This window comes from Nonomuraea guangzhouensis (assembly GCF_019396345.1).
In the GTDB taxonomy this organism is placed as follows: Bacteria; Actinomycetota; Actinomycetes; order Streptosporangiales; family Streptosporangiaceae; genus Nonomuraea; species Nonomuraea guangzhouensis.
The window spans coordinates 65,395-80,495 of the sequence record NZ_JAHKRM010000042.1 but is presented as its reverse complement, the minus strand read 5'-3'; the positions used below and the strand labels follow the sequence as shown (position 1 = coordinate 80,495).

The window sequence follows — 15,101 nt, the reverse complement described above, 5'->3', positions numbered from 1 at the left end:
CAATAGCGCCGTTCTGCGGAGGGATTCCCGGATTGTTCCGTCCGCATCAAGTCGGCTCCGTCGGGCGGCGGCAGTAGTAGACCAGAGCGGGTGGGAGATTCGCCCACACCGTCCGGCTGATGACCACCTCGTCGAACCGCCACCGCATGGAACGCAGCAGCCGCCGGGCCGGCGGGGCCCACCGGGCATGCACGTAGGCGAAGGTGGTGAACACGCCGTGCGGTGACAGGGTCGCCACGACCGCGGACAGGACGTCGCGCTGCTGGTCCTCGGTGAAGGCCGCCCATGGAAGGCCGCTGACCACGACATCGGCCTGGCGCAACCCACGCTGCGCCAGCACCCTGGCGAGATCGGCCGCGTCCGCGTGAACGACGTCGACCTCCGGGTGGAGGGCGGCCAGCTTCCGCGCGAACCCTGAATTGACCTCGACGGCTATGTGCCGGCCGCGTCCGGCGAGCCGCCGCTGGATGGCCTCGGTGAACGAGCCGGTACCCGGACCGAGTTCCACGACGATCGGAGAGCCGGTACTGGGGACGGCCGCCGTCGCCACCCTGGCCAATGCCGGGCTGCTCGGCGCGACCGCACCGACCGTCATGGGATCGCGTACGAACTCGAGAAAGAACGACACCGCTCAATCCCGCCGTGCGGGCGAGGAGACCGCCGAGATGTGGAACGCCAGCCCGATGCCCCAGGCGACCAGCGAATACAGCGGCCAGAAGAAGCGCTGCGGGGTGAAGAGCCGCCACACCACGACCTGCATCACATGCACCACGACATAGCAGATGACGTGGATCCGCAGGCCCACCTTCAGTTGACGCTCGCTTTTTCGCGATTCCATCTCGACCCATTCTTCGACGGCCTACCTGTACGACGGCGCCAAGGCTAGATCGGCACACTTGACGACGAGGGAACCGTTCGTGGACCCGGCCGTGCAGAGATCGTCAAGTCTCCGAACCTACGCTGACCGGCGATCAACCTCTGCTGAAAGGTTCCGCATCCATGACGACCACCCGCCGTACCCTGCTTGCCGGATCGGCCGCGGTCACCGCCGGCGCCCTGTTCGGCGCGCCCGCGGCGCAGGCACACACCCGGCCGGAGCGCAGGTCCAAGCCGACCGTCGTGCTGGTGCACGGCGCGTTCGCCGACGCCTCCGGCTGGAACGGCGTCGCCGGCCGGCTCATCCGCGACGGCTACCCGGTCCTCGCCCCGGCGAATCCGCTGCGCGGCGTGGCCGCCGACTCCGCCTACCTGGCCAGCATCCTCGCCACGCTCAGCGGCCCGCTGGTGCTCGTCGCGCACTCGTACGGCGGGATGGTCATCACGAACGCCGCGACCGGCAAGGCCAACGTGAAGGCGCTGGTCTACGTCGCCGCCTTCACTCCCGACGAGGGCGACACGTTGCTGAGTCTGCAGACGAAATACCCCGGGAGCAAGCTGGGGGAGACCGCGCTGGACTTCCGTCCCTACGGTGAGGGCCTCGTCGACGGGTACGTCAAGCACGAGGTCTTCCGCGAGGTGTTCGCCGGCGACCTGCCGCGGGCGACCACCGACCTCATGTGGGCCGGTCAGCGGCCGAGCGACGTGCGCGCGCTGCAGGAGCCGTCCGGCCCGCCGGCGTGGCGGACGATCCCGTCCTGGTACCTCGTGGCCCGCGACGACAACGTGCTTCCGGCCGCGGCGCAGCGGTTCATGGCGCAGCGGGCCGGCGCACGTACCGCCGAGGTCAAGGCCTCGCACGTCGCGATGATCTCGCAGCCCGCCGTGACGGCCGACCTCATCAAGCGCGCCGCACGTTGACCACGCTCCTCCATCACCAGCGAGTTGGAGGCCGTGCGCCGGCTCAACCTGGCCAACTCGCTGGGCGCGAAGATTTGACGCCGCCTGGCAAGCGAAAGCAGGAATCACATGAACGACGGCGCGGCGCAGCGCGGGCCGGTCCTGGACGAAGAGCAGTCTCGTCGGCTCGTCGAGTACGGCGAAGTGGAACACGTCGAGGTCGGCCGGGATCTGTACGCGCCCGGCGACGACTCCTACGACTTCTTCCTGCTCCTGACCGCGACGGTGGACATCATCCGAAACGCGACGGCGATGGAGCCGGAACGTCTGGTCTATCGAGGCGCTCCCGGCGACTACCTCGGTGAGCTCAGCCTGCTGACCGGTCAGCACGTCTACCTGACCGCGCGCGTGGTGACCGCCGGGACAGTCGTCCGGATCGGTGCGACAACGTTGCGCAGGGTCCTCGCCGAACAGCCCGACATCGCCGACCTCGTGCTTGAGGCGTTCGGGGAGCGGCGCGAGTTCATCCGCTCGGTGGCCGGCAATGCCCTGGAGATCGTCGGCAACCCGGACACCGCGGAGACGCTCGATCTGCGTGCCTATGTGATGCAATTGCTCCTGCCGCATTCCTGGCTCGACGCGGCCTCGCACCCCGGGCGCTCGCTGATGACATCCGCCGGGCTCACAGAGGACGAACTCCCGGCGGCGATCGTCGACGGTACGGTACTGCGGCGCGCGACGCCCGGCACGATCGCGAAGGCGCTCGGCCTCACCTACCGGCCCGACGGAAGTCCCGTAGATCTCGTCGTGGTGGGCGCCGGCCCTGCGGGTCTGGCCGCAGCCGTGTACGGGGCGTCTGAGGGCCTCGTCACCGTGTTGCTGGACCGCGACGGGCTCGGCGGCCAGGCTGCCAAGAGCGCCCGGATCGAGAACTACCTGGGCTTCCCGCACGGGGTCAGCGGCGCGCACCTCACCCGGCTGGCGATGGTCCAGGCGCTCAAGTTCGGCGTACGGATCTACTCGCCCTGTGCGGTGGCGGGCCTCGATCTCTCCGACGATCGACGGCCGACCGTCCTGCTGGAGAACGGCTCACGCATCAAGTGCCGCGCGGTGATCGCCGCTACCGGCGCGCACTACCGGCGCCTCGACATCCCGCAATGGGTGACCTTCGAGAAGTCGGGCTGCATCCGGTACGCGGCGACCGAGCTGGACGTCCGAGGGTACGAGGACCAGCCTGTGACGGTCGTCGGGGGTGCCAACTCGGCCGGGCAGGCAGCCCTCTCCCTTGCCGCCCACGGCGCGGCGGTGGATCTGATCGTCCGCGGTGCCGATCTCGGAGCCCGGATGTCGTCCTATCTGACCGACCGGATCCGCACGCATTCCCGGATCCGGCTCCACACCGGCACCATGGTCCGCGAACTGGCGGGCGACGGCACTCTCGCGTCGATCGTCGTCGAACGGCCGGATGGGCGGCAAGACCGGCTGGCCGCCCGCGCGCTGTTCTGCTTCATCGGCGCCGACCCGGTGTCGAGCTGGTTGGCCGGCGTGGCCAAGGACGACGACGGCTTCGTCCTCACGGACAGCCGGCTGCCCACCAGATCGTCCAGTACGCCCCTGCCTTTCGAGACGAGTGCGCCCCGGGTCTTCGCGGTCGGCGACCTCCGCTCAGGCTCGACGAAACGAGTGGCCAGCGCTGTCGGCGATGGCGCGGGTGCGGTCTCATCCGTCCACGCGGCGCTCGCGAGCGATTGATGCCTCCAAGCGGGCCCGTGCCCGTGCCGACAGGGCCCGCTCAGCCGCCGACGGCGTGGCCGGTTTCATGGCACGTCAGGTGGTAGACGTAGTTCCCGTTGCCGCGGATGCGGATGTACTGCTGGTCGCAGTCGACCACGTCACCGCCCGTCGCGTTGCACCAGGTGATGCCGTCGACGCTGCTCGGGACGCCGTTGGAGCCCTCCTGGTAGATGATGTCCGTCTCGCCGCTGCCCGAGAACACGGGCGAGGAATCGTAGTGGAAGGCCAGGTCGGTGGGGCGGTACTCCAGGTCGATCACCTGGTTGACGGTGAGCTTGTCGGGCTGCTCCAGCTTGTACTCGTCGGTGACGGCGGCCCAGGCCACCCCGACCGCGGCCATGAGAGGTACGAGCGTCATCGCGATCACCCCGATGACACGCCTACGTGGTCATGGCTCGCCCACCGGACGTGTTCGTCTGGCCCTTGGCGATGGAGGGGGCCGGAAACTTCAGCGCATCACCCGAACCGCCAAGGACCTGGTCAAGCTGCGCCGGGCGATCGTGGTGATGATGTCCGGCCAAGGGCGGTCGGCAGACCACCACGACATGGAAAGCCTCCAACGACCTGCCCTTCATCGCCAAGGTGCAGCGCGTGCTGAAGTTATACGATCACCCACCCGCCGATGGACGGGTGGTCTGCGTCGATGAATTCGGACCGCTGAATCGAGCCCTGCCCAGCCTGCTCGGCGGCCTACGGATGGAGAACCAACGGACGGACAATGGGTGATCAGCCACAATGATGGCGGCTGCCTGCCGTGCGGTACGGTCTGCTCTGCAACGATCACGATGAAATGCGAAGGAAGAGTCGTCATGGACGGTGACCGGCTGCCGGACGAGGTCGTGTTGGGCATGGTCGCCCGGCGTCTGTCCGATGCCACAGACAAGCCCTGGCACGCCACGGATGGCATGGTCAAAGGATCCGGCTCGGTCGCCATCGTTCTTGGCGAGGATCACACCGGAAATCCCGGCCACCTCGATCTCGATTTCGTGCTCAACGTCGACCAGCCCGAGGACACCACGATCAGCGACTGCGTCGCAGGGTACGGCGGCACCCCCGAGGAGACCGTGGACCGCGCGATCCAGATCTGGCTGGACACCACCGGCAGCGCCCTCCTCGAACTTCTCAGCCAGGACGGCTCCTTCGCCGGGCACTTCGCCCCCGATGCGCCCGATGGGTTCCCCGGCTGGCATGCCATCCACGGTGGTATCACCGGCTGGGGCACAGGCGACGACTTTCTGGCCGTCCAACACTGGGCAGTGGACCACCCGCTTCTGTCCGTGCTGGCCCCGGTGCTGGGGAGCACGTTCGATCGTGACCACCTGATCGGCATCAAGGCGTTCTTCGGTGGCGGCAAGGAAACCGAGACCGCCGAAATCCGGGTCAATGGCGTCCATCACGAGGCGGCCTCGGAAATGCTGGCTGATCTGGACTGGCCCCGGCCAGTTGAAGGCCTGTCCTACGCTCGGACGTTCCTATTGCTCGTGCACAACGAGACCATGTGAGAGCGAAAGGCAGACTCCACACCCGCGCCAAAGGGCCTCGGTGAGACACAGCGACACCACCGCATGACGCAGGTCGTACGGCCGGGACGCGTACCAGCCCTGTCCCCACCGCGACCGAAACCACCACCTCCATCGGCTACGGCCACGCCTCCGACCTGCCCACCGCCGTGACATCAGCGGGAGCGCCCGCCCACCAGAGAGACGGCGATGGCCAGGAGGAACCAGCGGACCGGCACGCCCGGGTGCGGAAGCTAGAGAAGCCCTCTGGAGGTGAACGCGGCACGTACGGCTGCCGCCGCTGTGTCGCCGCCGTGCCGCTGTGCCGCGTTCACCGTGGCCTCGGCCGCCGCCTTGAAGGTGGTGTCCTTGGCGAAGTCGAACTGCGCATCGATGACGACCGTGCTGCCCAGCGAGTCACCAAGCCTGCTGCGGATGTCGTACAGGGCTGACGACCAGATCTCACCGTCCGCGTGCACCTCGCCGACCATGTCCGCGGGGTAGTGCTTGATGCCGTCCAGTCGGCGCAGGCAGTGTGGGGCCTTCGACGTGTAGGAGACCGAGTCCCAGTCGGCCACGCATGCCTCGGGAGTCCGCGTGGGTACGCCGGTCTTCCAACTACTGACGGCCACGGCGAGGTAGTCGCCGAAGGCCTCACCGATCGCGCCCGATTCCAGGGTCGTGCCGAAACCGGTCACCTGGCCGTCCTGGACCGAGTGGCCGTACTCATGGACGATCACCTCGCCGTCCTCGGCGTCGTCCACACCTCCCTTGCCGAGGGTGATGTTGGCCTTGTCCTCCCTGAAGAAGGAGTTGTCGCCGCCGTACTGGTTGATCCGCAGCTCGATCTGGCGTTGGTTCACCGGGCGCAGCCGGGAGCCGAAGCCCAGCGACTGGATGTAGTGCTGGGCGGTGGTGACCCAGTAATAGCCCATGATCTGCTCGAACTGATCACTGTCGCGATGCCAGGCCGGGAAGGCCCCGTTCACCGCCTCGGCAGCCTTGCCGGTCTCGCTCTTGACTGTGACATATCGTCCGGTGAGAGTGCCGGAGCCGTCCAGGTCGGTGAGGGCGACGGTGCGGTACGCCGGGACGAAGGCCGCGCCGTCGCGGTCGTGATTGTCGACGAGGGACTCGTCGCCCGTGCTCTGGACCGCGTTGGGGTAGAAAACGGTGGCGGTTGGCTCGGTCGTGGCCTGGGCGGTGCCCGGTGCGAGGAGCGCCGTGATGGTGCCGACCGCCAAGCAGGCCGCAGTCATGCGCTGTTGGGGGGTGTTCACCCTACATCCTCCAATTAGTGTTAATTGGGGGAATGTACGGGATTGATCATTCTTTTGTCACCCTGGGTGGGTTTGGCAACTCCTGTCCCCGTCGACCTTCAGAACCGGTCAGCAGGAGGCGGCAACTCGCTGGTCGCGCCCGCCCCGCACACGGCGCGGGCGTGACCTCAACGTCAACGGGCAGGGCGCGATCATCCTGACCCTGCCCGCACGCTAGTCGACGTCGTCGTACTCGTCGAAGCTGTCCGTGATCATCCGCTCGAGCTGCTGCTGCGTCTCTGTGAGCTCCGCCAGCACCTCCTCGGACGGGCTGTGCTCGGCCAGCTCTTCCAGTTCGGTGAGGACCGCACGCATCTCGGCGACGCCGGGCCGTTCCGCATCCGGGTGCTCCTCGGAATCGGGCTCGCCCATGTAGTGCAGCAACCAGGCCGCTGACCGAAGGCAGCGTATGCGCGGGGTGAGTTGGCCGAGTTCGGTCCAGAGCGCGGCCGCCCGCTGATAGGCGGCCAGCGCTTCTGTGGTCTGTCCGGAATACTGCAGTGCTTCGGCGGCGGACCAGGCCAGTTCGGCATGCATGGCTCGTTGGTCCGCATCATTCTGGACGAGCTCCGCACCTTGGAGAAACTGCTCAGCGGCCTCGCGGTGGCGGCCCAGCTGGCCCAGTGATGCGCCGTATTGTCCCCGGGTCATCGCGATGACCGGTGCGTCGTAAGGGATCTCCACCCTCGGGATCACGTCCTCGAACAGTGCCGCTGCTTCGGCATGCCTCTCGAGACGGTGATAGGCGCGCGCCGCCGTGAACGTGTTGTGCAGGGTGTCGGGTTCGGACAGGCCATCCCAGCGGGCGGCCGCGGTCAGTGCCGCGCCGACCAGGTCGCGTTCACGGCCGGGCTGTCTCGAGATGGCCTCGACGAGCAGGGAGCTCAGCTGGGCGGTCTGGCCGTGCGGGACGAGATCGGCGCCGTACGTGATCGCCTTCGACGCGAACTCTTCGGCCGCCTGAGGATCGTCGCTCCCGAGGGCGAGCTCGCCGAGCAGGGAGGCGGGATTCGTGGCGCGCCACGGCTGCCCGGCTTCGAGATAACCCGTCACGGCGGCCCGCAGATGGGCACGCGCGCCGTCCGCATCGCCGAGCGGGAGAGAGACCCGGGCCAGCAGGTCGTGATACATGGCCATGCGCTCGGTAACCGCGAGCTCCACCGCCACGGCGAGTTCGGCCTCCAGCAGTGCATGGGTGGCCTTGAGCTCGGCCTCGGCCGGGTTCTCCTGCTGCGCCAGCGCCGTCATTGCCATGAGGGGACCGGCTCTTCGCGCGGTCAGGTATTCGGCCGAGGTGAGCTCTCCGGCCGCGTACGCGCTTTCCGCCTGCGCCGTGACGCTCTCCGCCAATGCCTCGCCCCCGGTCTGATCCCCGGTCTGGAAGCGCGTCAGGGCCGCGGCGCCGCGGGCCTCCAGACCCTTGGCGGTGTCGGCGAGCCGGTCGAAGCTTTCAGCGGCAGCCAGCAGCGCGTCGTAGGCCGCGCCGGGGTCCGAGTCCACCAGGGAGAGCGCTTTGGCGTACTCGACCTCCGCGACAACGATCCCGGGCAGCGGCAGCTCACTGGCCGCGACTCGTTCCCATGCCCTTTCGGCGTGGGGATGACGAGTCTCGGACAGGCGCCGCGCTTCTGCGACGAGGTCGTCGAGCCTTGAATCGGTGCCCTTCGGCGGGATCGGTACGGCACGACCGGCCGGTTGCGGCAGCGTCGCCGGGACGCCGAGCGGCAGCCGATCCGCCAACGGCTCCTGGGCGAGGCGCTTGGCGACGCGCTCGCTGAAGACGCTGCTGCCGTTGCGCGCGTCATAGCGGGCGCACAGCTCGCTGATCTCCTGTTCCAACCTGGCGAGAGTCGTCTCAAGAGTCAGGTCGCCGATCCGGATGCCGCCGTGGCCCAGCATGACCAGGCGGCGGAGCAGTACGACGACACCGCCCACGAAGCCGACCCGCTGCGAGACGTCCTCGTGCTGCTTCATGATCCAGGACGCGTGCTCGTTCAGGATCTCCAGGCCACGCGCCTCGTTGCCGGTCAGGGCGCAGAACTCGATGTGGTAGCCGACCGACTCGCGCAGGCTGACATTGTGGCGGACCAGCGAGTATCCCCTGAGGAAGGCGCTGCGGGCGTCCTCGGTTCGTCCGGTGCGCAGCAGGGGAAGCAGTGCCTTGGCCAGGACCCTGTGCGGCTCCTCCGCACATGACAGCTCGCCGTCGATCAGCGGCGTCCAGTAGTCCAACGCCCCCGCGTCATCACCCGCCGTGACGCGCCACGTGCCCCAGCCGCTGCCCTCGCAGGCGTCGCAGTCGGCCATCTGGTCGCGTGGAGCGGAGATCGACGACTCCATCGCCGCCGCTGCCGCCTCGTCGTCGCCGAGGTGCTGCGCAAGCAGCGAACGTAGGTCGAGCACCGGGCGCGGGCTGTGTCCGCGCTGCCGATAGCGGTTCTGCAGCTCGTCGAGCCAGCGGTGGATGGTAGCCAGCGGCACGGCCGGGTTGAGGACGAGGTAGTAGCTCATCCACTTGAGCTGCCAGTGGATGCGATGACTGAACGCGCCCACCTCGGCTGGGAAGTCGTCGTGAATCTGCAGGAGCCGGCCGAACGCGACCGGCATGCGGTCACGTTCGGCGCCGTACTCGTAGGCCTGGACGAGGGTGAGCAGCACCTCGGCTTCCAGCGACCGGTCCTCGACCGCCTTGGCCGCGGTGGCGAGCAGTTCCAGGCGTTCGACTTTCTGGTGTCCGCTCGGCAGCGCGTAGGTCTGACGCAGGGCGTCGCGGATCTCGGCGACGTTCATGCTTGGCCATCCTGTTCAGTGGATTCGGTCACGTTCTGCGCGGCCCAGCCGAGCAGCTCGTCGAAGGCGCGGTTGAGCAGTGCGGTGTCGACCGACCGCAGGGGCCGGTGCGTCATCAGCAGCGCCTGGCCGTACAGCGCCTCGACGGCGGTGACCAGCAGTGCGGGATCGCTGATCGTCGCAAGCCGGCGGACCACCGGGCTGCGGTGGTTGAGTACGAGTTGCGCGCGAGGTTTGTCGGACTTGAGCGCGCCCAGGATCTCGGCCCACAGGTCGTCCGCGTCGGCGGCGATCTCCGCGCGGGTTCGTTCGTTGCGTGCCTCGCGGGAGTCCAGATGCAGGGCGGACACCGACGCCGGAAAGAACGCACGAAGGATCACATCGCAGCCCAGCGGGTCGAGCGTGGAGCGTGCCATCGCCATGAACCCGGCCATGGCCAGCTCATTCGCGCTGTCGACCGGGTCGAGCGCGGCGGTGACCACGTCCGAACCGAGCTCTTCGACCACCACCCCCGGCATGACATCAGGGAGCAGCGCGACCAGCTCGCCGTCATAGGTGTAGCCCCCGTTGACGACCGCCATGCCGTGGGCGGACGCGATCGTCGCGATCTGCCGGAACTCCTCAACTGTGGGCGTGATCCGAACCACGGGGTATTTCCTGGCGACCTCGGCGAACGTGACTTGACCGTCGGTCGTCTCCAACGTGAGATACGGCAACATGATCCGGAACAGCTCGGCGTCATGCCTGGCCATCGCCTTCACCCCGAGGCTGTGCACAGCGAGGAACGCGGCCAGGCGCTGCGGCTCCTGTGCGGCCAGCCCGGTGAGCCAGTCCCGCAGCCGGACACCCAGCGCCTCGCGGACCGCGACCAGCGTCTCGTCCTCGTACAGACCTTCACGCGATGCGGTCGGGCGCAGCGTGTCCGTATCGATCACGCAGCGGACGAAGAACGCCCATTCAGGGAGCAGACCGGTGGTCGCGTCGTTGAGCAGCATGCCCTTCAGGTAGACGCGGTGGCGGCCACTGTCGGCCGGATTCGCCGGCTGCGGCAACACGTAGGCGGCGCCCCTGATCCCGGCCAGCTCCACGTCGAGTTCGACGACGTCGAGCGCGGTGAAGCCGAGCGCGCCCTCGCCGTACTCGATCAGCGCGGCCCGGCGTGCGGCGGCCGAATCGTAGGAGCGGTCCCACACCGGCGGGCTGTCCGTGGTGCGGATCGTCCGCCCACCCGTGTCGACCGTCACCTCGTAGGGCAGCAGCGAACCGAAGTCGCGGGCAAGGTCGATGACCACGTCCGGGGCGAACCACCGTTCGGCTCCCGCTCGTGGCGTCAGGCGAACGGTCGTTCCGGGAACGGCGCGCTCATCCGGCTCAAGCCGCCGGACCGAGTACGTCCCGTCGGACGCGGCCAGCCACTCGATGCCCGGCGCATCCGGGACGGCGGCGGAACGGCTGATCACCTGGATCCGCTCGGCGACGGTGAAGCAGGCCAGGAGGCCGATACCGAACTGGCCGAGGAACTCGCGGCGAGCCCCTTCCAGGTCATCGCGCTTCGACGACCGGCCGATGGTCGCGAGGAAACGATGGACGTCCGCCTCCGTCAAGCCGATGCCCGGATCGTCGATCCGCAGTCCCGCCTCGTCCAAAGTGATCCGGATGGCGGTGGATGCCGTCGGGTCCATCCGCTGCCGTGCCGTCACCGCGTCGACCGCGTTCTGCAGCAGCTCTCTCACATAGACGCGTGGACTGGAATAAAGGTGGTGGGACAGGAGGTCAACAAGTCCTCGCAGGTCAACCTGAAAGGAGTGGGCATTTCCCGACCTTTTGTCAAGCATGCGGAAGATCGTAGCGTCAAGCTATGACAGTGAACCGCTCAATTTCGGCTGCGAGCTCGAATATCAGTTACGCGGCAGCTCGGTCAGGCTGGCACATCCCGTCTTCTTGACGACGCAGGTGAGGTGTCTCTCGACCGTGCTCTCGCGGACGTTCAGCCCTGAGGTGAGATCCGGCACGGGGGCCGATACGAGGTTCGCGTCGAAGTACGGGCTCAGCAACGGGCCCAGCGTGGCCGCCATCAGCAGGTCGCTCGGCTCGATGGCATGCCGGTCACCGTCGAACGGCACCCCCAGCGTGCTGACCGCGCCCGTGGCCGGGGACCTGACGACGATCTTCAGCATGTCGTCGATGCCGTTGCGGCGCAGGAATACGTCGGCGAAGTCGCGCTCCGGCTCGGTCGCCCGCAGGCGGAGCTGTCCAAGGGTCGCCACACCGCGGCGGGTCAGGCAGGTGACCCCTTCGCGCGAGGCGAACGGGTTGTTCAAGCGCCAGCGCTCGGCGTATTCCTCCACGAAGTCCGGCCGGAACATGGTGAGGTACTGCTCCTCGCCATCGCTTCCCGGCGCCAGATAGGCGGGGTTCTCGGCCACGAAGGCGTCGATCCACCCGAGATGTACGGCCACAGCCTCGGCCAGCACCGGATAGAGCTCGCCCTTCCGAGCCCCGGCCACTTGCTCCAGCACCTTGATGAGCCTTCGGTATTCCAGCTGTTCCACGGATCCGCCATCGCACTTGTTGATCGCTTCGGGGCAGCCGCTGTGGTGGGCTGCGGCGTTCTCGCCTGCTCAAGGATTCCTCAATGGGCGGCCGTTCATCCATGACTTGACCAAGGAATTCGCGTCAAAGGCCCATGTCCCACGACACCCCCGATGGCAGATCCGGCAAATGCCTCAATAGCCGGCCACCGCCCCGCCGACCAGGGCCGAGCGCCGGCCGGCGGGCCTATGCGTCTCAGTGGTTCTGGCAGCAGGCAGTTCGGGCTCCCTCGAGCTGAGCGGGGTCGTTCCACCAGTGGCTCGCTGTGCTCGGGTGGACGGGGACGCGGTCCTTGACCTTGCCGGCAGGCGCGGAGGCCGCGGGTGCCGCCTGGTCGGTGGTGGTGGAGGACGGGTAAGGCGCGAGGAGCCGCTCAACGGTGTGGTGTCTCCCGCCGACGACGACGGCGGTGACGTTGGCGGCGTCCTCGATGCGGGACAGCGGGTCGCCGTCGATGATGGCCAGGTCGGCGTACATGCCCTTGGCGATCCTGCCCAGAGGGAGGCCGAGGTAGGCCCCGGACGTGCTGGTCGCGGCGGTGAGTGTTTCCCGTGGGGTCAGGCCGTACTTGACCATGGCGCGCAGGTTCATGTGCAGGCTGATCCCGAGGTGATCGATCGGTGCGTCGGTGCCGGCGGTGACCACGCCCCCGCCGCGGATCATCGCCGTGAGCTGCGCGACCTGGTTGGCGAGGTTCGTCCGGATCACCTGGACCGCCGTCGGGTCGGCGGTCTGCGCCGTGGTGACCGTCGTCCGCAGCGCGGCCATCCGCCAGTTCGGGTAGAGGCGGCGGACTCGTTCGTCGGTGACCAGCGAGGTGTCGTCCCTGTAGAGGGTCGAGGAGTTGAACAGGGTGGGGGTTCTGGCCATCTTCGAGGCGTTGAACATGCCGATGACGTCCGAGTAGGCGGAGCCGACGTTCGTGACGGTCCGTGAGTAGCCGAACCGGTTGGTGGCGCCGACGTGCTCGGTCTGGTCGCCGCCCATGGCGATCGCCGGATAGTGGTAATGCGAGCTGACCGGCTTGCCCTGGCGGTGGGCCCAGTCGATGACCTCCTTGTGCCAGACGACCGGCAGCCGCACGTAACACTTCATCATGTCGTAGTCGAGGGCGGCGGCCCGCCGCAGTTCGAGCCGCAGTTGGTCGTGGGAGTACGTCGGGCGCATGAAGTTGTAGTAGATGCGCGCCCCGTCGATGGCCTCGCCGGTGCCCAGGTAGCGCGGTGCGAGCCGGGCGCCGGACTGCACGGACTCGCGCTCCTCGACCATGTGGTACGCGGGTGAGCCGGGTGAGCGCGTCGTGGTGATGCCCAGGGCGAGCCACAGCGGACCTTGTCGCGATCCGTAGGCGTAGCCCTGCATTTCGCGGTGATGGTGAATGTCGATCAGGCCAGGCATGACGAATCTGTCGCGGGCGTCGATCTGGGTGCCGGGCCTGCCGTCCCGGTGCGGCTCGATCGCGGCGATGCGCTGGCCTCGTACGATGATGTCGACGTCGCGGACGACGCTGGTGGAGACGCCGTCCCACATGCGGCCGGCGTGAATGACGACCTGATCGGGGCCGGCATCGTTGCGCCAGGTCAGCCGCGTCGGAATCGACCGGGCGGGCTTGCCGTCGAGGCGCACGCTCTTGAGACGTCCCTCGTTCAGGTAGACGAGGGTGGCCGAGTCGCCTGCCCAGACAGGGGCGTCGGAGACCTCCCGGGTGACCTGACGGGCGCTGCCGGTGGGTCGTCCGGTCTTGTCGACGGGCAGGACCCACAGGAGCGATTCCATGGCGAAGGCGAGCATGGTGCCGTCTGGTGACCAGACAGGGCCGTCGTCACCACGGGTCTGCAAGGATCGGTGCGGCGCGGGGTCGATGTAGGTGCCGGCACCCGTGGCCCGGTCGACGAGCAGGATTTTGGACAGTCCCTCACGGTAGCGTCGTGAGTACGGCACCACCGCGGCCAGCGCGAGGGTTCTGCCGTCGGGTGACCAGGACGGGCGGCCTGGTTCGAAGGTGGCGTTGAAGATCTTCTGGATGTCGCCGGTGGAGGCGTCCGCGACCCACAGGGCGCCGTCCTGGTCCAGGTAGGCGATCTCCCTGCCGTCGGGTGACCACCGGACCGACAGGGCGGCGGAGTCGGTCAGATGGGTCACCTGCCGGTCGGCGCCCGTGCTCAGGTCACGGACCCAGATATTGAGGGTGCCGGTGCGGTCGGTGACGAATGCCAGTTGCCGCCCGTCCGGGGAGAAATCCGGGTCGGCTTTCCACCAGCGGTCGCGGAAAAGCGGCTTCGGCGTGCCACCGGCGCGCATCAGATAGATGTCGTTGAGCGCGCGGAAGGCGATGGCGGACCCGTCCGGGGACACGGCCGGGCTGCCGATTCCGACGACGGGGAATGACCCGGGCTCGTCGAATACGCGGACCCTCTTCTTGTACTTCGGAGTCGTCGCCGTCAGCGCGGCGCTGAAGCCGATCGTGCCGACGGACGCGGAGTTGAGGCGGCGGACCTTGATGGTGCCCGCGGAGGTGTAGTAATAGCGTCCGTCCTGGGCGAACCGGGCACGGAACGGGAAGACCTCCTCGCCGGTGACGAGGGTCCCCGCGGTGCCGGCCAGATCATTGGCGCCCGAGTGGAAGAGGTGGTAGGCGAGGTCGGTGCCGTTCGGCAGCCAGGACGGCTGGTGAATGACCTGACCGGCGGCCACCGTGACCGCGGTGCCGCGCGCGCCGGTGGCGACCTCGATGACGTCGATCCTGGTGTCGGCGACGACGAACGCGACCTTGCTCCCGTCGGGTGACCAGGCCGGCTCGTACTCCTCGGCGGAGCTGTCGGTCAGGACGCGGCTCGCTCCGGTGGCGACGTCGAGCAGGTGGATGCCGTAGCTGCCCCCCGCATCGGAGGAGTAGGCGATGGTCTGCCCGTCCGGGCTGTAGCGGGGCTCTCGATGATCGAACGGCCCGGTGGTCAACTGCGTGATCGCGGACCCGTCGGGCCGGATCGTCCACAGGTTGAAGACGCCGTCGCGGTACGACTGGAACACGATGGTGGATCCGTCCGGGGACCAGTCGGGCTGGGCGATGTCGTACAGATCGCTGGTGAGCCTCCGGGCGGTGCCCCCGGAGGCGGAGCAGACCCACAGGACGCCGAGCAGGTCGAGGGCGAGCAGGCGGCCGTCGGGCGAGGGCGCGACGGCGAAGTCGGTGCCGGAGGCGACAGATGTGTTACCGGCGTTCCCCGCTACGCCGGCCCTCGCCGGTGAGGCCGGGGTGAGCACGGCGGCGAGGGCGGCACCGCCGGCCGCCAGGACGGCCCGGCGAGACGGGCGGGACATCGATCCGGAG

At 68.3% G+C, this 15,101-nt stretch carries 11 protein-coding genes; 3 read left to right on the top strand and 8 right to left on the bottom strand.

The window, feature by feature from the left end; translation table 11 throughout:
* Window positions 1-46: 46 nt before the first annotated feature.
* The gene (locus tag KME78_RS54630; protein WP_308127494.1) at window positions 47-628 is read right to left on the bottom strand and encodes a class I SAM-dependent methyltransferase; all 582 of its coding nucleotides are present in this window, start codon (window positions 626-628) and stop codon (window positions 47-49) included.
* A 3-nt stretch (window positions 629-631) separates the two neighbouring features.
* The gene (locus KME78_RS54625) at window positions 632-838 is read right to left on the bottom strand and encodes a 2TM domain-containing protein (RefSeq protein WP_219537970.1); all 207 of its coding nucleotides are present in this window, start codon (window positions 836-838) and stop codon (window positions 632-634) included.
* 161 nt (window positions 839-999) lie between these two features.
* Here KME78_RS54625 and KME78_RS54620 point away from each other — a divergent pair, with 161 nt between their 5' ends.
* On the top strand, window positions 1,000-1,797 hold the full coding sequence (locus KME78_RS54620) for an alpha/beta fold hydrolase (protein ID WP_219537969.1): 798 nt from the start codon (window positions 1,000-1,002) through the stop codon (window positions 1,795-1,797).
* Between the two features lie 108 nt (window positions 1,798-1,905).
* Window positions 1,906-3,528: an FAD-dependent oxidoreductase gene (locus KME78_RS54615; RefSeq protein ID WP_219537968.1), complete on the top strand. Its 1,623-nt coding sequence runs from the start codon at window positions 1,906-1,908 to the stop codon at window positions 3,526-3,528.
* A 40-nt stretch (window positions 3,529-3,568) separates the two neighbouring features.
* Here KME78_RS54615 and KME78_RS54610 read toward each other — a convergent pair whose 3' ends face one another.
* Window positions 3,569-3,928: a hypothetical protein gene (locus KME78_RS54610; RefSeq protein WP_219537967.1), complete on the bottom strand. Its 360-nt coding sequence runs from the start codon at window positions 3,926-3,928 to the stop codon at window positions 3,569-3,571.
* A gap of 451 nt (window positions 3,929-4,379) precedes the next feature.
* Here KME78_RS54610 and KME78_RS54605 point away from each other — a divergent pair, with 451 nt between their 5' ends.
* Window positions 4,380-5,072: a DUF6348 family protein gene (locus tag KME78_RS54605; RefSeq protein ID WP_219537966.1), complete on the top strand. Its 693-nt coding sequence runs from the start codon at window positions 4,380-4,382 to the stop codon at window positions 5,070-5,072.
* A gap of 251 nt (window positions 5,073-5,323) precedes the next feature.
* Here KME78_RS54605 and KME78_RS54600 read toward each other — a convergent pair whose 3' ends face one another.
* From KME78_RS54600 to KME78_RS54580, 5 genes are all read right to left on the bottom strand, one after another.
* Window positions 5,324-6,349, bottom strand: a complete 1,026-nt coding sequence (locus tag KME78_RS54600; protein ID WP_219537965.1) for a M36 family metallopeptidase — start codon at window positions 6,347-6,349, stop codon at window positions 5,324-5,326.
* Between the two features lie 213 nt (window positions 6,350-6,562).
* Window positions 6,563-9,178 (bottom strand): tetratricopeptide repeat protein, encoded by a 2,616-nt coding sequence (locus tag KME78_RS54595; protein WP_219537964.1) that lies wholly within the window; start codon window positions 9,176-9,178, stop codon window positions 6,563-6,565.
* The gene (locus tag KME78_RS54590) at window positions 9,175-11,013 is read right to left on the bottom strand and encodes an HSP90 family protein (RefSeq protein ID WP_219537963.1); all 1,839 of its coding nucleotides are present in this window, start codon (window positions 11,011-11,013) and stop codon (window positions 9,175-9,177) included. The genes KME78_RS54595 and KME78_RS54590 overlap by 4 nt, the downstream gene beginning before the upstream one ends.
* Window positions 11,014-11,076: 63 nt before the next feature.
* The gene (locus KME78_RS54585) at window positions 11,077-11,730 is read right to left on the bottom strand and encodes a hypothetical protein (RefSeq protein ID WP_219537962.1); all 654 of its coding nucleotides are present in this window, start codon (window positions 11,728-11,730) and stop codon (window positions 11,077-11,079) included.
* Between the two features lie 235 nt (window positions 11,731-11,965).
* Entirely contained in the window at window positions 11,966-15,091 is a 3,126-nt protein-coding gene (locus KME78_RS54580) for an amidohydrolase family protein (protein ID WP_219537961.1), read from the bottom strand.
* Between the last annotated feature and the right edge of the window lie 10 nt (window positions 15,092-15,101).

Coding starts and splice junctions, on each gene's coding strand:
- KME78_RS54590 (WP_219537963.1), bottom strand. CDS start 11,013: ATGCTTGACAAAAGGTCGGGAAATGCCCACTCCTTTCAGGTTGACCTG.
- KME78_RS54595 (WP_219537964.1), bottom strand. CDS start 9,178: ATGAACGTCGCCGAGATCCGCGACGCCCTGCGTCAGACCTACGCGCTG.
- KME78_RS54605 (WP_219537966.1), top strand. CDS start 4,380: ATGGACGGTGACCGGCTGCCGGACGAGGTCGTGTTGGGCATGGTCGCC.
- KME78_RS54615 (WP_219537968.1), top strand. CDS start 1,906: ATGAACGACGGCGCGGCGCAGCGCGGGCCGGTCCTGGACGAAGAGCAG.
- KME78_RS54620 (WP_219537969.1), top strand. CDS start 1,000: ATGACGACCACCCGCCGTACCCTGCTTGCCGGATCGGCCGCGGTCACC.
- KME78_RS54625 (WP_219537970.1), bottom strand. CDS start 838: ATGGAATCGCGAAAAAGCGAGCGTCAACTGAAGGTGGGCCTGCGGATC.
- KME78_RS54580 (WP_219537961.1), bottom strand. CDS start 15,091: ATGTCCCGCCCGTCTCGCCGGGCCGTCCTGGCGGCCGGCGGTGCCGCC.
- KME78_RS54610 (WP_219537967.1), bottom strand. CDS start 3,928: ATGACGCTCGTACCTCTCATGGCCGCGGTCGGGGTGGCCTGGGCCGCC.